The sequence below is a fragment of the Brevibacillus sp. MS2.2 genome (genome assembly GCF_013284345.1).
GTDB lineage: Bacteria > Bacillota > Bacilli > Brevibacillales > Brevibacillaceae > Brevibacillus > Brevibacillus brevis_C.
The window spans coordinates 160,970-183,204 of record NZ_JABSUZ010000004.1 but is presented as its reverse complement, the minus strand read 5'-3'; the positions used below and the strand labels follow the sequence as shown (position 1 = coordinate 183,204).

Below are 22,235 nucleotides of genomic sequence, written 5' to 3'. Positions count from 1 at the left end.
TTTTTCTTACTCATTTCGAAGGAATTCGATTGTTTCCACCCGTACATTCACGGCTTCCACATAAAGACCTGTCAATGTTTCCACCGCTTCTTTTACTTTTTCCTGCAGGGCGTGACAGACGTGATGGATCTGCGCCCCATAACGGACGGACACACGCATGTCAATGATGACTCTGTCGTCTATTACAGATACGGTAATGCCTTTCGCGCCGCCATTCAGCTTTTTCGCCAAATCTTGATAAATTCCGCCTGAACGAACTGTGACTTCCAACACTTCTTCTACAGCAACAGCAGCAATGATCGCGATCACCTGATCTGCTACTCTGATTTCGCCAAGTCTGTCAGCCATCAGGACGCCCTCCTCTTCGCCCGTTTCGTACTTCCCCCACTGGTTTCATTTGCCTTTTCTTTCATTATAAACAATTCATGCTTGGGCTTGGAAGGAAATTTGTTTTTTTCTCTCGGTTAGTGTCGGAGACGTGCAATGAATGTCAACGAGTGTCAACTGATTTGCATGAAGCGCCTCCCGCAATACTGGCTCTAGAGCATGTACCTCTTTGACGACCCTCCCACTGATTCCGCATGCATTCGCCAATTGTTGAAAATCTGGATTTTGCAATTTCACTCCAAAAGGGATCAAGCCCGCCTGACTCATTTTGACCTCTTCCAATCCTAATGTCCCATTGTTCATCAAGAGAATTACAATCGGAAGTTGGAGCTGGGCCACTGTCATAAGTTCTGCCAGATTCATTTGCAATCCCCCATCCCCAGCGACGCAGACGACCTGCTTCTCCGGATAGGTTAGCTTTGCAGCCACAGCCGCAGGCAATCCAAATCCCATCGTTCGCCACTTCCCGGAAAAGAGTGGGGTCTGTTTTTTCCCACGAAACGCACGATTAAACCAGATCGTGTGCTCCCCCGTATCCAGGACGATAATCGCATCTTCATTGACCACGGTCCCAAGCGTATGCATCAAGGTTTGTGGTTTTACTTGCTCACTCGCTTGTTGAATGACCGCTTGTTCTGTCTCCTCGCCAAACTCTCCATGCCACCGCTTGATCTGATCCTGCCACGCATCGTTCTGTCTGCGCGATTGCAAGCGTCTCATCCAGATTGGCAGGACATCATCCAATTCAGCCGTGACAGACTGAAGGTAGGGATGTGCATGTATCGATCCAGGCTGATGATCTACTTGAATGACGGACAGTTTCTTTGGTAAAAAAGCGCGAGGGAACCAGCTCGCTCCCAAAATCAGCAACAGATCGGCTTCCGCTAAGGCATGTAAAGCTGTTTCGCTGCCCCCCTCTCCCCATCCGCCGATCACAAGTGGATGAGATTCATCTACCGCCCCTTTTGCTCCGAGCGAAAGCAACACGCCTGCCCCTAGCTGTTCCGCTAGCTTTACACACGAATCCGCCGACTTGCGGGCACCGATACCAAGCAGTATGAGAGGCTTTTGCGCTTTCGCAACCTGTTCGCAAGCGAGCTCGATCTCCATCCGATCAGGGTAATAGGCATGTGGAATGCGTGGAAGTCCTGGAAGGACAGCATCTGAAGTCGTTTGGGTAAAGACGTCCTTGCATATGGAGAGATGTGTCACTCCTTTTTGCTGCATAGCCGTCACAAATGCTTTGTGCAAAACACTTTGGATGGCATCTGGATGTGTAATCGTCGTCGAATAAAAACTGATGGGACGTATCATGTCTTCTTGTGAGATAAACTGCTTGTACGCGCCACCCAGCTTGTATGTCTCCACTTGACCTGTAATCGCAATGACAGGTACGCGATCCGTATGCGCATCTGCCAGTCCATTCAGCAGATTGACGAAACCCGGCCCCATCGTCGCGGTACAAACAGCCGGGTTTCCCGTCAGTTTTGCTTCTGCACTTGCCATCATGGCCGCAGCAGATTCATGCTTGCACGCAATGTATTGAATGTCGGATTGCTTGGCAATCTGATCCAGCCAGGCAAAGATTCCGTCACCTGCCACTCCATATATTCGTTTTACTCCCCATCTGATTAATTGTTCCGTCAAATATTGCGCGACCTGCATGAAAACATCTTCCCCTTCCAGAACTAGAGTGCAAATGCGTTACTCGTAGTCTGCACAATCTCCAATATTTTACTAAGACCAAAATGACGGAAGTTGGAGAACCTAACAATAATCAACTGATATTCAAATCCATACCCGAAGGAGGGTAAGAAATGAAACAGCCTGTCAAATGGCTGCTAGCTGTAGTAGTATTCGCACTTCTGGTTACGACTGCGGTTATGGTATCTCCGCTGCGCTCAGATGCATTCAGTAAGCAGATCGTCAAAGTAGGGGCAGAAGGCTCAGACGTGCGTGAGATGCAGTATCGTTTGAAGCACCTTGGTTTTTATACGGGAAAAGTAGACGGCGTATTCGGGTGGCGTTCTTATTGGGCGTTGCGTAACTTTCAGTATGAGTTCGGCTTACCCATAGACGGTGTCCTCGGAGCGAAGACGAAAGTAAAGCTGTACAATGCAACGAAAAATTATAAGCCCACTGCTTCTGATCTCGGGGTGCCACAAACCGCAACACCTGCACCATCGAAGCCTTCTACACCTTCTACGCCTTCAAAGCCTACGTATCACGCAGCCGGAATATCGGAGAATGACCTGCGTCTAATGGCGAATGCCGTTTACGGAGAAGCCCGTGGAGAGCCTTACATTGGTCAAGTGGCAGTAGCCGCTGTCATTCTAAACCGGACAAAGAACGCGTCCTTTCCTAATACACCCGCGGGTGTTATCTTCGAACCTCGTGCCTTTACAGCTGTGGCGGATGGTCAGATTTGGCTGACACCGAACGAGCAGGCAAAAAAAGCAGTGAATGACGCTCTCAAAGGTTGGGACCCATCAGACGGAGCCATTTATTATTTCAACCCGGATACAGCTACTTCCGGTTGGATTTGGAGCCGCCCTCAAATCAAAAAGATCGGCAGACACATTTTTTGCCGCTAGCATTCCATAAAAAACAGGCACGACAGCCGTAAACTGTGTGCCTGTTTTCCTTTTCGAGTTTCATTTCGAACGTTGTGATTGCATATGCTGGGCCATTTTGACGAATCGCTCTTCCGGTTCTGTGGTCCCGCAAACTCCACATTGTATCATGTAGCTCTCGCCTTTATAAGGCTGGTGAAACATATCGAGCTGTTCTTGATGGAGTTCTGCTACGACTTCGCCTGACTGTGGGTCCAGTCTTATATAGCGAGGGGTCTGCTCGATGACAGTGAACCTCATCCGATTCGATTTACATGTCGGGCACAACAAAGGCTGGGTCATAAAAAACACCTCACTTTTCTTGTTCATGGTTAGTTTTGTCCAGAACAGGAACTCTATACCTATGAGGTTTTTAGGGACGAGTAAAAACTACTGAGGTGATGATATGAACTTGAAACTCTTTTTCTCACTAGTAGGCGGGAGCATGCTGTTAGCTCTTTACGCCCACTATTTTTCTGGAAATGAAATGCTCCAATTCGTTACGTCTTCACTTGCCATCATTTTTTTGGCGGCTTGGCTAGGAAAATCGACAGAGAGCGTCGCCCATTATGCTGGGGACCGAGTCGGCGGCTTTCTTAACGCTACCTTCGGAAATGCCGCAGAACTCATTATTGCTTTTTTTCTTGTGAAAGAAGGCTTGTTCGATATGGTCAAAGCCTCTATTACGGGTGCGATCATCGGAAATATGCTGTTGGTTCTTGGCTTGAGTACATTTCTGGGCGGTCTCAAGTACAAGGAACAAACCTTCAATAGCAGGCTGGCAAGTCACAATGCTTCGCTAATGACACTCGCGATCGTCGCATTGTTCATACCAGCAGTCTTCATGTTCGATCTGCCAATGATCAAGGTGGAGATCATCAGCATCGTCATCGCCAGCCTGCTCATCATTGCCTACATTTTGTGGCTCATCTTTTCAATGATTACCCACAGCGATTTTTTATCGGATATCGAGCCACAAGAAAGTGACGCGGTATGGTCAAAGGGTGTCTCTCTCTTGATGCTTGCTGTCTCCACCTTTTTCGTGGCCGTTGTCTCGGAATGGCTGGTAGAGGGTGTACAGCATGTCTCCGAATCGTTAGGATGGTCGGAGTTATTCGTCGGTGCTTTTGTCATTGCGATCATCGGGAATGCCGCAGAGCACAGCGCTGCCTTGCTTTTGGCACTAAAAGGACGCATCGGTGCAGCAGTAGAGATCGCGATCGGCTCCAGCTTGCAGATTGCCTTATTCGTAGCCCCTACTCTCGTCATCCTCAGTCTTTTGCTAGGCAATCCTATGGACATCGTGTTCACTACCTTTGAATTGGCTGCAATCGGAGTTGCTACCTTTATTACCATTTCCATCACGCGGGATGGCGCCACGAACTGGTTTGAAGGCGTACTTCTGCTGACGGTGTATGTTATTTTGGGTACAGTCTTTTTCTTCGCGTAGGGTTCAGTAACAAAACAAAGGCTCCGCCATCCTCAGTGGCGAAGCCTTTCGTTGTTTTACCAGATACCCAGCATTTGCAGGAAAACGGCGAGAATCGCAATAGGTGCTACATATTTAATCAGGAGAAGCCAAATGAAAAACATGCGTTTGCCCAAAGAAGTATGTGCCCCCAGCTCGTTGATCAATGTCTCACGCTTCATTTTCAACGGAACGAAGATCGCAATGAGCAGCGCTCCCATCGGCATCAAGATATTGCTGACCAAAAAGTCCATGGCATCAAAGATAGATTTGCCGAACAACGTAATCTCGCTCCATACGCCGAATGACAAAGCCGACGGAACACCAACGATAAAAATGAACAGACCAATCACCCAAGCGAGACGCTTGCGCTTCGTTTCGTCCCCCTTTGCAAAAGAAGCAACGATAATTTCCAGCATCGAAAAAGCCGAAGTCAATGTAGCAAAAAGGAAAAGAGCCAAAAAGATTAACAGAAAAATACTACCGAAGGCAATTTGTTCAAACACAGAAGGCAGTACGATAAACAGTAATCCCGGTCCTGCTGTTGGCTCTACTCCAAGGGAGAAGACGGCAGGGAAAATCGCCAGACCAGCAAACAGCGAGACGAGCAGATTCAAACTGACAATCGAACCAGCAGAACGAACCAGACTTTCGTTTTTGGCAAGGTACGAGCTGTACGTGACCATGACGGATACCCCTACGCTTAGCGCGAAAAAGGATTGACCCAATGCGTACAGGATCGATTCAGCAGTCAGCCTGGAAAAATCAGGACGCAGAAAGAAAGAAACGCCCTCCATCGCCCCATCCAACGTCAAGGAACGAACCATTAATACCATAAATAAAAGGAACAAACCAGGCATCATGTACTTGTTAGCGGACTCAATTCCACCCTGTACGCCTCTTGCGACTACCCATGCGGTAATGAGCATGAAAACCAACTGGGCAACTACCGCACCAACAGGATCACCGATAACGTCTCCAAACACCTTATCATAAGCTGGCCCTTGCAATTGACCAGTAAACCCGCGAAGAAGATAACTAAGAATCCAGCCTCCCACCACACTGTAAAAGGACAGGAGCAAGAAACAAGTGAGCACCCCAAGGCGGCCGATCCAATGCCAGAGTGAACCTGGCGCAATTGTTTTATAGGCACTGATCGCCTCTTTTTGTGTACTGCGTCCGATTGTGAATTCTCCTAGCAACAGCGGAAGACCAATTGCTAGCGTAAAGATGATGAATAGCAGAAAGAATGCTCCACCACCGCTCGTTCCAACCATATAAGGAAATTTCCAAATGGCCCCCAGTCCGATCGCTGAGCCTGCTGCTGCCAAGATGAAGCCGAGCCTGCTCGTCCATTGTTCGGCTTGTTTCATAGTTTTCACCCTCCAAAGATATTCTTTTTATGCTCATAAATGGATACAAAAAAACCCGCCCCAAAAAGGGACGAGTTATTCATTTCTCGCGGTACCACCCTACTTAGACATCCACAATTGGCAATGCCTCGCTTCGTCATTGATAACGGGAATGACCCGGACTCTCCTACTGGCGGCGCCTGCGTTCAGAGGTCAGCTCAAGAGTGAATTCAACGGGGCTTACATCAGGCTGCTCTCAGTCTATGGCAGCCTTCCCTGTCATGCAGCAGGTCCGTTTACTAGTCTCTTTCCTTGCTTGTTTTTATGATTCGATTGTCGGGCATCTCCCGAAAATAAGAAAACCTCTACCGAGGCCTCTTCAAGGAGAGCGACCGCGCTTTTACGGAAAGTTTTCATGCGTTCCGGAATTCATAAGCATACGCTTATAAATTCCTATACGTAAAAAAAACCCGTCCAAAAAAGGGACGAGTTATTCGCGGTACCACCCTGATTAAGTGCACGGGATACAAATTCCCTACGCACTTCTCTCCATCATTGATAACGGGAATGACCCGATTCCTCCTACTAGGCAAAAAACCATTAAGAGGGCTGCTCAGGAGGGAATTCTACGGGGCGCGCTTCAAAGCTGCTTTCAGTCTAAGGCAGCTTCTCCCTGACAAGCGGTGATTCCGCATACTAGTCTCCGTCATTGCATTTCAAAATTAATCAAAAATTCTAGAGTTTAATTTAATATAAATATACGAAATAGGCAAGTGTTTTTTCTTTCAACAAAATGAAAAGCGAGGATAATCGCCGCTCTCCTCGCCTTACTTTTGATTAAACAGTTCATGAAGATGGGCCAATTTACGTTCCAATGAACCCATAATTTCTCGACCAATGTCTTCACTAATCAGTCCTAAGCGGACCGCGTACTCTACTTCACGAGAAAGCCCGAACATTTGGGTATCCAGCACTTCTTCATACAGTGGGCACTGCGGCATGGTCAGGTTTTCCATCTGTACGTCGATCAGCTTGTAAATTTTGTCGGCGTCTGCTTGAAGCAACGCTAGCGCTTTTTGTTCCAGATCGGGAACCTTAATTTCTGTCAAAACCTATCCCTCCGTTTGCCTCCATCCTTATCATACATAGTACGCGATTCTGGGCCATTTGAAAAGGGGAGAAGACAGATCAACTGCAAGAAGCTAAAAGATACCAAGCTTCCACTCTTTTGAGAGCTGCTCCAACAGCTTGACACCGGCTACCGAATTTCCTTTATCATCCAAAGATGGACCGAATACACCAATCCCCATACGATGTGGAACTGTTGCCATAATACCGCCGGCAACTCCACTTTTCGCGGGAATTCCTACATCAATCGCGAACTCACCAGAGGCATTGTACATCCCACAAGTCACCATGAAGGTCTTGCAGATTCGCGCTACTTCTTCTGGAATCACTCGCTCACCCGTATTCACGAGAATTCCGTCTGCTGCAAGCACCATCCCTAGTGTAGCTACTTCCTTCGCTGTCACTTCTATCGAGCAATGGCGAAAATACAGATCAAGCGTTTCTTCTACATCCGTTTCCAGTATGCCGCTGTCCTTTAGAAACCAAGCCAGGGCACGATTGCGATCAGCCGTTTTCTTTTCCGAACAATAAACCGCTTGATTGATAGAAAGATGAGGATTCCCCGTCATTTTTCGCATCAAAGCCAGCACAGCATCTAGCCGTTCGTCCACGTTGGAACCGCGAATCATGCCCGCAACCGCAATAGCTCCTGCATTAATCATCGGATTCAGTGGTTTATGGGATTCGGTCGTCTCGAGTTTAATAATCGAATTAAACGGGTCTCCCGTTGGTTCTTTTCCCACATGCCGAAACACGTGGTCCTTCCCGTTCTGGCATAAGGCGACGATGAGAGAGAATATCTTGGAGATACTTTGCATCGAGAAAGGTACATCTGCATCACCAGCAGAAAAAATCGTCCCATCGGGCAAGCATACAGCCACTCCCAATTGATGCGGATCGACTTTTGCCAATTCAGGGATGTAGGAAGCTACACTCCCCTTGTTTGTATACTGAAGTGACTGGTTGCGTACTTGCTCCAGTTGTTCGGACGCTTGTGTCAAATCCATCGAAAAACCCCTCAGTCTATTACGTCGATGTATATAGATTCGATTGTAGATTTCTATATGAGACATGTCAAATTACCCCTACTTATGCACGGCCTGCTCCAATCGTTCCATCGCTTCGACTAAAATCGATCTCGGGCAAGCAAAATTGATTCGCATGAACCCAGCACCATCGGGCCCAAACGTCGTGCCATCGTGTAAGCCGAGCTTTGCTTCCTCGCGAATGAGCTTGTTCAGCTCCGCCTGACTACGTCCTAGCTGCCTAAAATCCATCCACCCCAAGTATGTCGCTTCCGGAATCGCCATGGATACCCCAGGAATACGAGCCGATAAAAACTCATGCACATAGGCAGCATTCCTATGTAAGTAGATCAACAGTTCTTCCAGCCATGCTTCTCCATGTTGGTAGGCAGCAATCGTTGCTTCCATCCCAAACAGATTCAGATTCTCATAGCCCATTTTGGATGCTGTGATGGAGAAGTTCCGCAATAACTGCTGATTTTCTGTCATCAGATAGGAAGTATACAGACCTGCCAAGTTAAACGTTTTGGCGGCTGATAGGAAGGTTACACTCTGATTGGCTATTTCCGGTGCCAGCGAATAGAAAGGCGTATGAACATTTGGCTCATAGACCAAATCCGAATGAATCTCGTCGGCAACCACAAGCACGCCATTTTCTACACACAATCTTCCCAAGCGCTCCAGCTCTTCTCTCGTCCATACCCGCCCGAGCGGATTATGCGGTGTGCAGAGCAGCATGAGCTTCACCCGCGGGTCGCTCAGCTTTTGTTCTAGATCATCCCAATTCATTTCATAACGGCCGTCACGCTCCAAGAGTGGGCTGGTCACGACATGACGTCCGCGATTTTCGACTGCATGGTAAAAAGGATGGTACACAGGCGTCTGGATCAAGACACCCTCTCCTGGTGCTGTATAAGCCTCTACCGCTACGTGTACGCCAGGAACAACTCCAGGTATCCCCGTCATCCAGCTCACTTCTACCACTACACCAAATCGCTTGTGTATCCACTCTTTCAAGCTCTGATAAAGGGCATTTGACTTCAACGTGTATCCGTATATCGGGTGACTTGCTCGTTTGATCAGTGCTTCCGTGATTTCAGGAGCGCAAGCAAAATCCATATCCGCCACCCACAGCGGAAGCATTCCTTCACCGTTCACTTTTGGATTCTGAATCTCCCATTTGACACTATCTGTCCCTCTGCGTTCGATGCGCTGATCAAAATCGTACACTTTCGTTCCCTCCCTTAATTCCCTTCACATACATACACACAGCATAAACCGTCTTTTTCCAATTGTCCAAGCTTCTGGTGTAGGAAAAAAAGAGCCGCCCAATGAGCGACTCTCTTCTTACGAAAGAACAGATTAGCGAGCGTATACACCAGGACCAAATGGGAGATCCAGGAAGTACCATGCTGTCAATTGCAAGATCCATATGACCAGGAAAACGATTGCATACGGAGTCATGGTAGAGAAAATCGTTCCCATTCCTGCATTCTTATTATACTTCTGATAGAAAGCCAGGAAGAGCGGAATGTACGGATTCACAGGTGAGATCGTATTGGTTGCAGAGTCCGCAATCCGATAAGCGACCTGGATAAACGCCGGATTGTAATCCAGCAGCATCAGCATTGGCATGAATACAGGTGCCAGGATCGCCCACAGCGCTGAACCACTTGTAATAAACAAGCTACAGATACCTGTGAAAAGTGTAAAGGCAATAATGATCGGCAAGCCAGTCAAGCCCATGTTTGTCATGAATTCTGCGCCATTGACAGCCATCAAGATACCAATATTGCTCCAGTTAAAGAACGCGATGAACTGCGCTGCTGTAAACGCTAACACAATAAAGCCGGACATATCCTTGATTGCTTCGGACATGTAATGCGGAATGTCCTTCGATGTTTTAATCAGTCCCATTGCTCTACCGTACACAAACGATACGGTCACGAAGAACAACAAGATGATGGGAATGATCCCTTTCAAAAACGGTGATGTCAAGAAGTCGCCTGTCTTTGGATCACGCAACAGTGATCCTTCTGGAACGACCAGCAATCCTACAATGACTACGAAAATCAACGCTGCGATACCCGTTTTGCGCAGTGCTTTGTTTTCTTGAGGCGTTACTTCCTCGAATTGTACGTTTCGATCGCCGTGATACGTGCCAAGGCGTGGTTCGATAATTTTATCGGTAATCCATCCACCAATGAAAGCGAGGATGACAACGGAAGCTGACATGAAGAACCAGTTATCTACTGGTGTAACCATTGCATTCGGATCAATCGTTTTCGCTACTTCGGTACTAATCCCTGCCAAGAGGGCATCTGTACCGGCAATGAAAAAGTTCGCTGTAAAACCGGAGGATACACCAGCCATACCAGCTGCAAAGCCTGCAATCGGGTGACGCCCCATTGCCAAGAACACAAGACCGCCGAGCGGAGGAATAATAACCATGGCTGCATCAGAAGCAAGATTTCCTAATATACCGACAAAGACAATTGCATAACTCACAACCGCTGCTGGAATGCCTGCCATCATTTTGCGTAGAACGGTCGTCAAAAGACCGATTTTTTCTGCCAGTCCAATTCCAAGCGTCATCGCCAGAACGAGACCAAGTGCTGGAAATTCAATAAAGTTTTTCAGCATACTCGTTAAAATCCAGTGAATCCCTTCGACGCTAAGCAAACTCTTAACGGCAACCTCTTCGCCTTTTGCAGGATGCATAACCGAAAAGTCCATGGCTGCGAGGATTGCAGAGACTACCATCAATACACCACACAAAATAATGAACAATACAAATGGATGCGGGAGCTTATTCCCTACCGTTTCAATCCACTTTAAGATACCTTTTTGCTTCATCAGATCTGCTTGCACATTCGTGCCTTTCGCCATAGTTTCGCCCCCTAAGTCGTTTGAATTCCCTGAATGTTTCTGCGGCTTTGCAACCATCCTCGGGATGAATGATGTGGTCTTCCTTCTCAAGCGCTCATCGCCGTTGATGGTACAGCGGGAGAAAGACGAAGTGAGCTTCCCTTTTTCGTGAAAGCCTTTTCAAGAATCGAAAGGCTTGTACACAATGCCTTTTATCTGACCCCAACTTTTTAGTCAGAATTCAAATGTAGCAGACAAAGTTCACTCTCACATAATAACTTTCTAATATGATTATATAATCTATACAATGCTTGTCAATAATTTTTAGACTATTTTATGAAATTTTCGCTTTTTGGATAATTGCTGTCATTTGCGAGTCTATAGTAATATAGAGATTGATTATGAATGATCACGGAGGAATGACGTATGTCTGATGTTATCGTGTTCAAAGGGGCCATTGCTTTCCCTATTACATTAGATCCAACCGTTTGGGTTTTTGATGAACGCAAATTCGATCTGAAAACATACTCGGGCGAAGATGATAGCTCGCTGGCTACGCAAGCAAAGTATTTGGCTGGCACGGGGACACAGTGGGATAAGGAATTGCGCGAAGGGGCTACGCTTCCTTCCGAACGAAAAAGCTTAGCCGAAGAACGTAAAGTGCTTGAAGGCGAGTACGGAATTCGTCTCGATCCCTTCATTACAAATGCTGAACCCCTACCAGAGGTGACTCATGTCCGTCTTCACCGCGAGGATCAGGAAGCGATCGTTCTTCCACTTGCAGAGGCAAGAAGAGCCATCCTGCAATTCTCCAAAGACGGCAAGCCTATTAAAGAAGATGGTCCTGTGTACTTTTATTTGCCGGAAGTATTGCTGGCAAATGAAGCACCGATCAAAGGAATTACCGCTTTGGAGTTTATTACCGAGCAAGCGTAAGATAACAAAAGCCATCCTCCCTTCGAAATAAGAGGATGGCTTTTGCCATATGTTACGTATGTGTGATGATTTTGCTCTTAGGCGCTGAACTGCGTGATACGGATATTCCGATGCTGTAGTTCTTCGCGAAGCAATTCGATAAAAGCTGCATCTAGTTGAAGGTCGACAGCTCGATGATATACTTCTATCAACATTTGGTCACTTAAGTATTTCACCTTTGCTCACCTCCATCTTTAATATGAGCCCATTGTAACAGAAGCACTTGCATCGAACAACCGTTCGGATATCCACAAGCAATGTGGACATCTTGTTGGTAACATGTGGGCAAATTGTGTGTAACTTATAAGTATCCAAGCATTTCCTTTGTGGATGTTTTTTTCCATTTATCCACAGTCAGTCGAAATTTGTCGAACGAATGATGTGACTATTCTGTCATAATGACCCCTCAAGAAAAGAAGCCACCCTATTACAGGATGGCTTTTTTCGTTGCTATTATGCGTTTGCAGCTTCTGTCACGTGCAGAACTTGCTTGATGCGATCAATTGCCCAATCCAGGTCTTCTTTGCTGATAACGAGCGGTGGTGCAAAGCGAATGGTCGTCTCATGTGTTTCTTTGCACAGAAGTCCCAGTTCTTTTAGTTTTTCGCAATATGGACGAGCCGCTGTTGTCAGCTCCAAACCAATGAACAGACCGCGACCGCGAATTTCCTTGATGATCGGGTTGTTGATTTCTTTCAATTTCTCCATGAAGTATGCGCCCATTTCCAGGGAGCGCTGTACAAGGCCTTCGTCAGCCAATACATCCATAGCTGCAACAGCAACCGCACATCCGAGTGGATTTCCGCCAAAGGTAGAACCGTGGGAGCCTGGCTCAAATACGCTCAAGATTTCTTTATCTGCTGCTACAGCGGAGATCGGGAACACACCACCACCAAGAGCTTTCCCCATGATGTACATGTCTGGTACTACATCTTCCCAATCGCTGGCAAACATTTTACCTGTGCGACCGAAGCCCGTCTGGATCTCATCGCTGACCAAAAGTACGTTGTTTGCTTTACATACCTCTTGTGCTTGCTTCAGGAAGCCCTCTTGCGGGATGATGATGCCTGCTTCTCCTTGGATTGGCTCCAGCATGAATGCTGCTGTATTCGGTGTAATCGCTTGCTTAAGTGCTTCGATATCGCCATAAGGAATGATTTTGAAACCAGGCGTGAATGGTCCGAAGCCACGTCTGTACTCTTCTGCAGAAGAGAAGGAAGTTACTGTGACCGTACGACCATGGAAGTTGCCTTCACATACGATGATTTCTGCTTGGTTCTCTGGTACTTTTTTCACGTCGTAAGCCCAGCGACGAACCGCTTTAAGTGCAGTCTCTACTGCTTCTGCACCAGTGTTCATTGGCAGGATCATTTCTTTTCCTGTCACCGCAGAAAGCTTTTCGTAGAATTCACCCAGTTGGTCATTGTAAAAAGCTCGGGAAGTGAGCGTTACTTTATCTGCTTGATCTTTCAGAGCTTGGATGATACGTGGATGACGATGCCCTTGGTTCAGCGCAGAATATGCACTCAGCATATCCAGATATTTATTGCCTTCCGGATCATGTACCCATACGCCTTCAGCTTTGGAAATAACGATCGGTAGCGGATGATAGTTGTGCGCACCAAATTTTTCTGTTTGTTCAATAACCACGTTTGTTTTACTCATGTCGTTAGCCTCCTTCAAGATCACTTGCTAAAATTATCTAGCAAGAACGGTGCCAAATAGGAAAACCCCATAAAGTCGATCCAATCCGATCAGACGAGCAAAAAAATTTTGCATCTGGCATTCATATTCTTTTGCAGTGCATAATGTTTTTGCACTCATTCCCTTTATGCTATGATACCCTCATAAGGAAAGGCTGGTGACCACGGTGTCGTCTTCTACGCATAATTCTTCGGCTGATACTCTCTTGCGCATTTATGAACATATTTTGGACAGAATGAATGAAGGTGTACATGTCATCGATTCGGACGGGACAACGATTGTCTACAATTCCAAAATGACCGAGCTGGAATCGATGACCAGACAAGACGTTTTGCACAAACCTTTGGCAGAGGTTTTTCAGTTCCCGTCTGGACAGGAAAGTACCTTGCTCACATGCTTGCGTACGGGAAATAGCATTCGCAATACACGCCAAACGTATTTCAATGACAAGCAAAAAGAAATTTCAACCATCAACAATACCTATCCCATCATTGAAAATGGCAAGATCATCGGCGCAATGGAAATCGCAAACGATGTTACCAAAATGGAACGGTTGATCAGAGAAAACTTGCTGCAAAAAAACGGGTCACGCTACACATTCGAGCACATTATCGGGAGAAGCGGTCCTATTCTCGATGTCATAGAAAATGCCAAACGTGCAGCACGCACCTCCTCGTCCGTGTTGGTAGTCGGTGAAACTGGTGCCGGGAAAGAGCTGTTCGTGCAAAGCATTCATAATGCCAGTCTCCGTGCTTCTGGTCCCCTTATTTCACAAAACTGCGCTGCGCTTCCGGATAGCCTGATCGAAGGGCTTTTGTTTGGAACGGCTCGCGGAGCATTTACTGGGGCAGTAGAGCGACCCGGATTGTTTGAGCAAGCAGAAGGCGGAACACTTTTTCTCGACGAAATCAACTCGCTTAGTATGCCACTCCAGGCAAAATTGTTGCGCGCTCTGCAAGAGAAGTCGATTAGACGTATTGGGGACACCAAGGATCGGTCGATCGATGTACGAATCATTGCGGCTATCAATGAAGATCCTGTTGAGGCAATCGCCAATTCCCATCTGCGAAAAGACTTGTACTATCGTCTCGGCGTCGTCACGTTATTTCTCCCCCCGCTTCGGGAACGCAAGGAAGATATTCCGATGCTGGTCAGCCATTTTATTGAGAAATACAATGAGCTGTTCCAAATGGAAGTAAGTGGAATCAGCGACGAGGTCCTGCAATTTTTTATCCAGCATGACTGGCCTGGTAATGTGCGTGAACTTCAACACTTGATTGAGGGGGCCATGAATCTGATGATTGACGAATCAACGATCCGCTATGAACATTTACCCTTGCACTTTTTGCGTCGTATGCCAGCCGCTTCCGTAACAATCGAGCAACCCTCCCCTCACACGTTGCCTTTTGTGGACGAAGGAAAACCATTGAAGGAAACCATGCAAGAATTTGAAACAGCATATATTCACCATGTTGTGGAACGCTATAACGGGAATATTTCACGAGCAGCCAAGGAATTGCAGATCAGTCGTCAGAGCTTGCAATATCGTTTGCGTAAGCTGGGGATTAAGGGATAAGGCATACTAATAAAAACGACGTTCTGGTTTGAGTCAACATGGTGGAGGAGAAGAAAAAGCACAGTTCTCTTCGACTCTGACACGCTTGCAAAGGTGATTCACTGTCCGTCTCCACTGCAAAAAGGGGTCCGTCGAGCCAAAGCCACCCTACGGGCGGAAGGTTCTCGAGGAAGAAGTGTTCGACAAGCGTGGTCCCCTTTTTGCAGTTCCGACTGGGTAGGCTTTGTCAAGGTCTACGAGCTCTGCGCTTTTTCTTCTCGACAGTTTTGTTGGTTCATCGTTCCTTTTTAAAAGCTTGTTAACTTCACTTCTATCAATCCAATTATTACCTTATCCATTTTAATAAACGCCAAGAAATTTGGCGTTTTTTTAATTATTTTGCATCAACTGCCGAATGATTTTGCGCTTTTTGGCAGTATATACCTCAAAAATAATATTTTCATAAAGTATTTCGTTTGGTATCATTCTTGCAGAGCATATATCGCTATCGCGCCTGAAAACGCATACATCCATTTAACATACTCGCGTGAAGGAGAGGGTTATATGTCCCAAAGCAACATGGATCAGCACAATCAATTGAAACGCACGATGAACAGCAGACACCTCTTTATGATTTCTCTTGGCGGCGTAATCGGAACCGGGTTATTTCTCGGATCAGGTTATACAATTAGTCAGGCAGGACCAGTTGGTGCCATTCTCTCCTATTTAGTCGGCGGCTTTATCATGTATCTGACTATGCTATGTCTGGGCGAGCTGACAGTTGCCATGCCAGTGGCGGGTTCGTTCCAAACATATATGACCCGCTTTGTCAGCCCAGCACTTGGGTTTGGTGTAGGCTGGTTGTATTGGCTTGGTTGGGCCGTGACCGTTGCTTTAGAGTTGTTGTCATCAGGATTGCTGATGCAACGTTGGTTCCCTGACTCACCTGTTTGGATGTGGTGCGCGATCTTCGGTGTAGTGCTCTTCTTATTAAATGCTTTATCTGCTCGAGCGTTCGGTGAATCTGAGTTCTGGTTTTCCAGCATTAAAGTAAGCGCTATCATCTTGTTCATCATCTTGGGTGGAGCTGCGATGTTTGGCCTCATCGACCTGAAAAACGGTCAGCCTGCGCCAATGCTCACCAACTTTACAGAAAGCCCGCTTCTCCCGTTTGGAATCACAGGCTTGCTGATGACGATGATCACCGTGAACTTCTCCTTCCAAGGTACCGAGCTCATCGGGATTGCAGCTGGAGAAAGTGAGAATCCAGAGAAGACGATCCCGAAAGCCATTCGTACGACCGTTTGGCGTACACTCGTTTTCTTCATTCTGGCGATTGCCATCGTGGCAGGGATGATTCCACACCAACAGGCGGGTGTGATTGAAAGTCCGTTTGTCGTCGTTTTTGACAGTATTGGGATTCCTTATGCGGCTGACATTATGAACTTCGTTGTCCTGACAGCACTTCTGTCTGTGGCGAACTCTGGTTTGTACGCAGCAACTCGTATGCTTTACTCCCTGTCCAAAGAAGGCATGGCTTCGAAAAAGCTTGGGGCCGTAAATGGAAAAGGGATTCCCATGAACGCTTTGTTGATTACGTTTGCCATTGCTCTCTTGTCTCTTCTGTCCGGTATTTTTGCAGAAGATACGGTGTTCATGGTACTGTTGTCTATCGCTGGTCTCGGTGCACAGGTGGGTTGGATCTCCATCTCCGCTTCACAACTCGCTTTCCGTCGCCATTACCTGAAAAATGGAGGCAAGCTGGAGGATCTGAAGTTCCGTACGCCTTTGTACCCTATACTGCCTTTGATTTCCTTGATCTTGAACTTGCTCGTTCTCGTGAGTCTGGCATTCGATCCAGAACAGCGCATCGCCTTGTACTGCGGAGTTCCGTTTATGATCATCGCGATATGCGTGTACCAATTCCATTTTAAAAAGAAACTCGAAGCGTAAATTAAAAAGAAAAGCTTGCAGCCCCCCTTCAAGAAGGGACTGCAAGCTTTTCTTGTTTTATATGCGATGCAATAGGCTTGGCAATGCTACAATGAGATTCGGACAATTTCCGTAACGACTACCATGGCAAAAACTGCAAATCCAAGGGAACTCGTTACAAGCAACATGCGCTTTAGCTTTTTCATATCTTCCATAAAATTCCCTCACTTTCTTGCGCCAATCTTCTCTATCGTTATATACGTGTGAACGATGGAAAATGTTTCATTTCGCCCAAAAATATTTACGATCGAGCTATTTTCTTCAGATCATTCCCGATTTGTCCGGTTTGTTGTTCCATACGATATAGCATCCAGGCCACCCAAAACCCGAAGACCAAACAAATGGTCCACGGCAGCCACGGCGTTTGCAAGCGCAGCCCTACATCGTACACCCATCCTCCGGCTATTTGTCCGAACGAACCTCCGATGGCAATCGAATACCCATTGAAGCCGTAATAGGCGCCCACCAAGTCCTTGGGAGCAAAACGAGGAACGACATCCACCAAATTTGGAACAGCAATCATAGTGCCCAGTGCAAAAAGGAACACATCCAAGAGAATGAGCCACAATGAATCGGCAAAGGTGAACAAAAATAGTCCCACACTCATAAACAACGTCCCAATACCAATCAAGGTAAGCCTTTGCTGATAACTCTCCAGCAACTGTGTCACTTTCATTTGAAATAAGATAACAAACAGCGAGAGCGCAGAAAGCACGATCCCTACATTCACCTTGCTATGCGTAACATTCTCAACAAACAGCGGAATCGTTAAAAATACCTGCATATTTAAGTAATAATACCCCATCAAAATAAAGGTATATCGTACAAACAGCTTGTCCTTCACTACCGAGGACATGCTTTCCCATATACTATGCCGTGTATTTGTAGCGCGAATCGGTGGGAATAAAAAGAAGATCACGATGGCATTCACTCCGAAGACGGCCCCTGCAAACAATGAAATGTACGTAAAATCAATAGCCGAGAGTGCTGTCCCCACGATTTGGGAACCGACAACCGCAATATTGCCAAGCACATTGCGAAGGGAGAATACTTCTTTTCGGATCGCCTCAGGTGTAATAATCGCATAGGCAGCAGAGCAGGCAGGCTCAAACAGCGCCCCACCCAAACCGGAAAGAATCGCGGCAACAAAAAAGTGCCACGTCTCAGTACAAAAAGCGAACATCGCAAAACCAATCGCACGTACGCCCAATCCGAGGAACATCGCCCCTTTGTATCCGAAGGCATCCGCGATCACACCGCCTAAAAAGGCAAGACCTTGTTGGGAAAACTGTCTGACACTCAGGACAATCCCTGCCATCGCCAGTGTCCAACCGATACTACCCGTTAAATACAAAGTGAGATACGGGATTAATGCATAAAAACCCATATTCATCATAAAAGATGTGCTTAACAAGAGCTTCACTGAAAAGGGCGTTTCTCGCCACCATTCCCACTTCATCCCCATACCCCTCGCTCTCCCGATAGCCACATGAAATAAGGATATCCCCAGCTTAGCGAACAGGGTATAATTTGGGAAACGAACATTTTTGTATATGGTAATCAAATATTTAGATAAGAGGGATTCCAACTGTATGGACTTCGAACAATTACGCGCTTTCTACACATTGGCCCAAACGAAAAATTTCACCAAGGCTGCGGAAATGCTCCACTTAGTCCAGTCTACGGTGACAATGCGAATCAAGCAACTGGAAGAAAAAGTTGGCAAACCTCTTTTCATTCGTGATAAAAGAAGTGTTGAGATTACCCAAGCGGGTTTAACCCTTTTACCGTATGCGGAGAGAATCCTCAAACTGTCCCATGAAGCGCTAAATGAAGTCGCTTCACTCCAGCCTTATGAAGATTATTTATCGATCGGCAGCTTAAACGCGATCTGGACTTCTACCCTCGAGCCGATCTTGAAAGAATACCACTATCGGTATCCACAAATTGCGATCAGCACCAAGACAGGGCATTCGTCCGATGTCATCCAGTATTTGCTGGACAACGTGATTCAAATCGGAATTGTGTACGTCCCCCCATCCTTGCCCAATTTTGATGTTATTCCAACGTGGGATGATGAAATTGTCTTGGTTTGCTGTCCAGAGAGCCCCATTGCCGCATCTACACACGTCGATTCGCGCGAGCTGCGCAATCTGCCGCTGCTGTACATGAATTGGGGCCCTCCTTTTAACGAGTGGATTAGACAGACACTGCCGCGTAATTACGTCCCCAAGCTGACAGTAGACAAAGCAGAGCTCGCCATCGATCTGATCAAAGAAGGTCTCGGCGTTAGCCTGTTAACACGCTCTACCGTCAAAGCCGAGCTTGCGGCAGGTACCTTGAAGGAACTGATCATAACAGGCAATAAGCCTCCCAAACGCTCGGCGTACATCGTCTTGCCGAAGGACAAAAAAAATAAACCCAGCGTAGAAAAATGGCTGAGTTTAATGAGTGAATTAGGATATTCCACCTAGCTTGCCGTTTATCTGGAATGCGGTATGGGGTCGACGACCGTGCTTCGTCTCCCCATCCATTCTTCATAGCCAAGACGAAGGAGAAAATACCAGCACATCGACAGGAAAAAGCCGGTAAGCACATCACTTACATAATGAACGCCCAAGTACACACGGCTGAACGCGAGCAATGCTACGAAAATAAAAACCGCAGGCTGTACGAGCGACGACCATCTTTTCTCCGCAAACCATTGGGCAATCCAAAATGCAACCATACAATAAAAGGCTGGTCCAATCATCGCATGACCGCTCGGAAACGAAAAGGACTCCGGCAGCTCAATCAGATTGACGCCACTCGGTCTAGGTCTGGCAAAGAACAGCTTTAAGAGTTCATTTGCAACTTCACTGACACCGAGGGAAATGAGAACAAACATTGCCTCCACTCGATATTTCTTTATGTACAGGACAGCGATCATCATTACCGCTACTGGTACAAGGAACATGCCTCCGCCCAGATTGGTTACCAATCGGAAAAAAGCGGTCCCAATCTCCGAGCGGATCGCCTCCGCAAATGCGATGGCAGCTTGATCCATACCTGCTACTTTCCCCGCTACGTAGAGGGCAAACATAATCGTAGCAAGAACAGCAAACGTTAGTGCTCCGCCTACATATCCATTTTTTCTCGTTGTCTGATTCATTGTTGATCTCCTCTTTCCATCAAAAAGCGCAAGGACTCAGCAAATCGCTGATCGTCTTCACGCGTGCGAGCAGCAGGCCCCTTTGTACGACCTCCCCCGCGCCGATATCTCGCTTTTTCATTTCGTTCTTCCAAATGAAACGCAATCCGTTCCGGGTCAAAAACCATCCCGTGCGGTGTCATTGCATGGGCTCTCTTCCCGAGAATGAGCGCTGCCAGACCAATATCTTGCGTCACCACGACATCTCCTGAACTCGTTTCGTTCGCCAGCTTCATATCTACCGCTTGTGGGCCGGCATCTACTGTTACATGATTTGCGTTGCCGATTTGATGATTATAGCTGGCAAAGGTCAAACAGATCCAGTCGAGCTCCTTGCACAATGCTTGGGCAGTTAAGAGAGCCTGGCGCGGACAAGCATCCGCATCGATAAGAACACGTCCTTTTGACATGGTTGCTCCTTTCAAGTGTATTTCTCTCCCCGTACTGATTCATTTTTGGTATGATGGAGGTGGAGAGGAGTGAGTTCACCTTTGCGCTATCAATTTATCCATGATGAACGGCTAGGTATACGACTTCCCGTGCTGCATCTGGAATGGGAAGATTATTCGACTGTAGAAAGAGCGGATATGTTGCTGGAATGGGAAGAAATCCGCGCGACCATTCCGGATCAAATACACCGGGTAGAGAAGGTCATCATCGAAAAAACCAAACAAATGTCCGAAGAAGAAAATTTCGTAAGATCTTGCGAATTGAACAGCGAGATCCACGAATTGGCCAGTGTTATTAACGATCTTAATATATGGTTCCGCGTCCAGCAAGACCATGACACCAAAATCCATCAATAATTCGTTTATGAAAATCCAACAGCTCCTTGGCTTCTTTTTTAGCCGCGGAGCTGTTTTTTTATAGGAACGCTATGCTTTTTTTTCGCTTGCGACCAATTTCTAACGCCTTCAGTCCTGCAATATGCGGGGCAGCCATCGAAGTACCATTCAGCTTTTTAAACTGATTCCCCGGCCACGTAGACAAAATATCAACCCCGGGTGCCTTCATATTTACGCCCTTGCCTCTCGCACTGAACGATGCCAATTTTCCCGTTTGATCAATCGCACTAACCCCTAAGACACCATCGTACCGCGCTGGATACTCCGCTTCTCCCCCTCCGTTGCCTGCCGAAGCTACCAGTACGATTCCTTGCTGATGGGCCCGATTAACTGCTCTCGCCATTGCTTCGCTATACTGGGGCATGCCAAAGCTCATGTTGACCACATCCATCTTATTGGCAATTGACCATTGCAGGGCCTGCAAAATGGTCGACAACGATGATTGACCTTCATGATCAAAAGCACGGACGTCATACAAATGGGCCTCTGGAGAAACTCCGACAATACCCCTTTGGTTCATCTCAGCTACGATAATCCCTGCGACATGTGTCCCGTGTCCATTTTGTTTGCCGCGCACTAGCTGGATGCCGCCCTTTATTTGATCCTTCAAGTCAAAGTGATCGCGGGAGATTCCCGTATCGATGACAGCGACCTTGACGCCTGCTCCGCGCCCCTTTCGCCACAATCTCTGTGCTCCCACATATTGAACGCCCCACGGGATTTCATCCTCCCCTTGCGCATGGACGCTTACGGTAATGTTCTCTTCCACCATCGCTTTATACCTTCGAAAAAGCTCCTCATGCTGCTCAAATATCTTTTGTTTGACACACAAGCAAGAAAGGTCATCATAGCATCGCCATGGAAGTCTCTCGGTTTTAGTCAGAACCTTGGTTTTCAAATCTGACAGTATCTCGGTAAACGGCGTATCCCGATGAAAGCTGACAATTTTCAACCCACTAGCCTCCTGTCATGCATCGTTCTGACTCATCCTATGTCACGGCTCCCCCTATGGGTTTGGGCCATTGCACAACGTTGAGCAAAATAGGCGAATAGCGGCGTGAATCTGTCCAAGCGAACTCCCTTGCTTTTCCATATAACTGCATAGGGCAGGCGTATTCTTTTGAAAGGAGCGAA

The 22,235-nt window shown here is 47.0% G+C and carries 21 protein-coding genes and 2 other annotated features; of the genes, 7 read left to right on the top strand and 14 right to left on the bottom strand.

All coding sequences use genetic code 11. The features are described 5' to 3' along the window. Window positions 1-6: 6 nt before the first annotated feature. Both HP568_RS05205 and HP568_RS05200 read right to left on the bottom strand, forming a co-directional pair. Window positions 7-348 carry an Asp23/Gls24 family envelope stress response protein gene (locus HP568_RS05205; RefSeq protein ID WP_048032473.1) on the bottom strand — a complete coding sequence of 114 codons (342 nt, stop codon included), beginning with the start codon at window positions 346-348 and terminating at the stop codon, window positions 7-9. A gap of 75 nt (window positions 349-423) precedes the next feature. Next, window positions 424-2,052: a thiamine pyrophosphate-binding protein gene (locus HP568_RS05200; RefSeq protein WP_173628517.1), complete on the bottom strand. Its 1,629-nt coding sequence runs from the start codon at window positions 2,050-2,052 to the stop codon at window positions 424-426. Between the two features lie 218 nt (window positions 2,053-2,270). On the opposite strand from HP568_RS05200, the gene sleB reads away from it, so the two are divergent. Further along, entirely contained in the window at window positions 2,271-2,981 is a 711-nt protein-coding gene (gene sleB, locus HP568_RS05195) for a spore cortex-lytic enzyme (protein ID WP_375154923.1), read from the top strand. Between the two features lie 60 nt (window positions 2,982-3,041). Here the strand turns inward: sleB and HP568_RS05190 are convergent, their stop codons facing one another. Beyond that, on the bottom strand, window positions 3,042-3,302 hold the full coding sequence (locus HP568_RS05190) for a hypothetical protein (RefSeq protein WP_048032470.1): 261 nt from the start codon (window positions 3,300-3,302) through the stop codon (window positions 3,042-3,044). A gap of 103 nt (window positions 3,303-3,405) precedes the next feature. Here HP568_RS05190 and cax point away from each other — a divergent pair, with 103 nt between their 5' ends. Next, complete coding sequence (cax, locus tag HP568_RS05185; RefSeq protein WP_048032469.1) at window positions 3,406-4,449, top strand: calcium/proton exchanger; 1,044 nt, start codon at window positions 3,406-3,408, stop codon at window positions 4,447-4,449. A gap of 56 nt (window positions 4,450-4,505) precedes the next feature. On the opposite strand, the gene HP568_RS05180 is transcribed toward cax, so the two are convergent. The 5 genes from HP568_RS05180 to HP568_RS05160 all read right to left on the bottom strand — a co-directional run bounded on the left by HP568_RS05180 (window position 4,506) and on the right by HP568_RS05160 (window position 10,861). Beyond that, window positions 4,506-5,840 carry a sodium-dependent transporter gene (locus HP568_RS05180; RefSeq protein WP_048032468.1) on the bottom strand — a complete coding sequence of 445 codons (1,335 nt, stop codon included), beginning with the start codon at window positions 5,838-5,840 and terminating at the stop codon, window positions 4,506-4,508. A 63-nt stretch (window positions 5,841-5,903) separates the two neighbouring features. Continuing rightward, window positions 5,904-6,141: a binding site (T-box leader), on the bottom strand. Between the two features lie 156 nt (window positions 6,142-6,297). Beyond that, window positions 6,298-6,538, bottom strand: a binding site (T-box leader). Window positions 6,539-6,646: 108 nt separating this feature from the next. Beyond that, window positions 6,647-6,928, bottom strand: coding sequence for an Fpa/YlaN family protein (locus tag HP568_RS05175; RefSeq protein ID WP_007725848.1), 282 nt, complete (start codon window positions 6,926-6,928; stop codon window positions 6,647-6,649). 93 nt (window positions 6,929-7,021) lie between these two features. Next, on the bottom strand, window positions 7,022-7,954 hold the full coding sequence (gene glsA / locus HP568_RS05170; RefSeq protein ID WP_173628516.1) for a glutaminase A: 933 nt from the start codon (window positions 7,952-7,954) through the stop codon (window positions 7,022-7,024). A gap of 78 nt (window positions 7,955-8,032) precedes the next feature. Further along, window positions 8,033-9,202, bottom strand: a complete 1,170-nt coding sequence (locus tag HP568_RS05165; RefSeq protein ID WP_173628515.1) for a MalY/PatB family protein — start codon at window positions 9,200-9,202, stop codon at window positions 8,033-8,035. A 132-nt stretch (window positions 9,203-9,334) separates the two neighbouring features. Continuing rightward, window positions 9,335-10,861 (bottom strand): AbgT family transporter, encoded by a 1,527-nt coding sequence (locus HP568_RS05160; protein ID WP_048032465.1) that lies wholly within the window; start codon window positions 10,859-10,861, stop codon window positions 9,335-9,337. Window positions 10,862-11,266: 405 nt separating this feature from the next. Between HP568_RS05160 and HP568_RS05155 the strand changes: the two genes are divergently transcribed. Next, window positions 11,267-11,776, top strand: coding sequence for a molybdopterin-binding protein (locus tag HP568_RS05155; RefSeq protein ID WP_048032464.1), 510 nt, complete (start codon window positions 11,267-11,269; stop codon window positions 11,774-11,776). 77 nt (window positions 11,777-11,853) lie between these two features. On the opposite strand, the gene sda is transcribed toward HP568_RS05155, so the two are convergent. Both sda and HP568_RS05145 read right to left on the bottom strand, forming a co-directional pair. Continuing rightward, window positions 11,854-11,991, bottom strand: a complete 138-nt coding sequence (gene sda, locus HP568_RS05150; RefSeq protein ID WP_007725857.1) for a sporulation histidine kinase inhibitor Sda — start codon at window positions 11,989-11,991, stop codon at window positions 11,854-11,856. Between the two features lie 277 nt (window positions 11,992-12,268). Beyond that, window positions 12,269-13,480 carry an ornithine--oxo-acid transaminase gene (locus HP568_RS05145; protein ID WP_048032463.1) on the bottom strand — a complete coding sequence of 404 codons (1,212 nt, stop codon included), beginning with the start codon at window positions 13,478-13,480 and terminating at the stop codon, window positions 12,269-12,271. A gap of 196 nt (window positions 13,481-13,676) precedes the next feature. Here HP568_RS05145 and HP568_RS05140 point away from each other — a divergent pair, with 196 nt between their 5' ends. Further along, window positions 13,677-15,095 carry a sigma-54 interaction domain-containing protein gene (locus HP568_RS05140; RefSeq protein WP_048032462.1) on the top strand — a complete coding sequence of 473 codons (1,419 nt, stop codon included), beginning with the start codon at window positions 13,677-13,679 and terminating at the stop codon, window positions 15,093-15,095. Between the two features lie 543 nt (window positions 15,096-15,638). Beyond that, window positions 15,639-17,027: an amino acid permease gene (locus tag HP568_RS05135; RefSeq protein WP_048032461.1), complete on the top strand. Its 1,389-nt coding sequence runs from the start codon at window positions 15,639-15,641 to the stop codon at window positions 17,025-17,027. Window positions 17,028-17,307: 280 nt separating this feature from the next. Here HP568_RS05135 and HP568_RS05130 read toward each other — a convergent pair whose 3' ends face one another. Then, on the bottom strand, window positions 17,308-18,525 hold the full coding sequence (locus HP568_RS05130; RefSeq protein ID WP_173628568.1) for an MDR family MFS transporter: 1,218 nt from the start codon (window positions 18,523-18,525) through the stop codon (window positions 17,308-17,310). A 133-nt stretch (window positions 18,526-18,658) separates the two neighbouring features. Between HP568_RS05130 and HP568_RS05125 the strand changes: the two genes are divergently transcribed. Then, on the top strand, window positions 18,659-19,540 hold the full coding sequence (locus tag HP568_RS05125; protein WP_017247917.1) for a LysR family transcriptional regulator: 882 nt from the start codon (window positions 18,659-18,661) through the stop codon (window positions 19,538-19,540). 8 nt (window positions 19,541-19,548) lie between these two features. Here HP568_RS05125 and HP568_RS05120 read toward each other — a convergent pair whose 3' ends face one another. Further along, window positions 19,549-20,217: a phosphatase PAP2 family protein gene (locus tag HP568_RS05120; RefSeq protein WP_173628514.1), complete on the bottom strand. Its 669-nt coding sequence runs from the start codon at window positions 20,215-20,217 to the stop codon at window positions 19,549-19,551. Beyond that, on the bottom strand, window positions 20,214-20,666 hold the full coding sequence (locus HP568_RS05115) for a YaiI/YqxD family protein (protein ID WP_048035779.1): 453 nt from the start codon (window positions 20,664-20,666) through the stop codon (window positions 20,214-20,216). The genes HP568_RS05120 and HP568_RS05115 overlap by 4 nt, the downstream gene beginning before the upstream one ends. A 69-nt stretch (window positions 20,667-20,735) precedes the next feature. On the opposite strand from HP568_RS05115, the gene HP568_RS05110 reads away from it, so the two are divergent. Next, a complete protein-coding gene (locus HP568_RS05110; protein WP_048032458.1) occupies window positions 20,736-21,062 on the top strand; it encodes a hypothetical protein in 327 nt (108 codons plus the stop codon). Between the two features lie 58 nt (window positions 21,063-21,120). On the opposite strand, the gene HP568_RS05105 is transcribed toward HP568_RS05110, so the two are convergent. After that, window positions 21,121-22,053, bottom strand: a complete 933-nt coding sequence (locus HP568_RS05105) for a S8 family peptidase (RefSeq protein ID WP_048032457.1) — start codon at window positions 22,051-22,053, stop codon at window positions 21,121-21,123. Window positions 22,054-22,235: the final 182 nt, after the last annotated feature.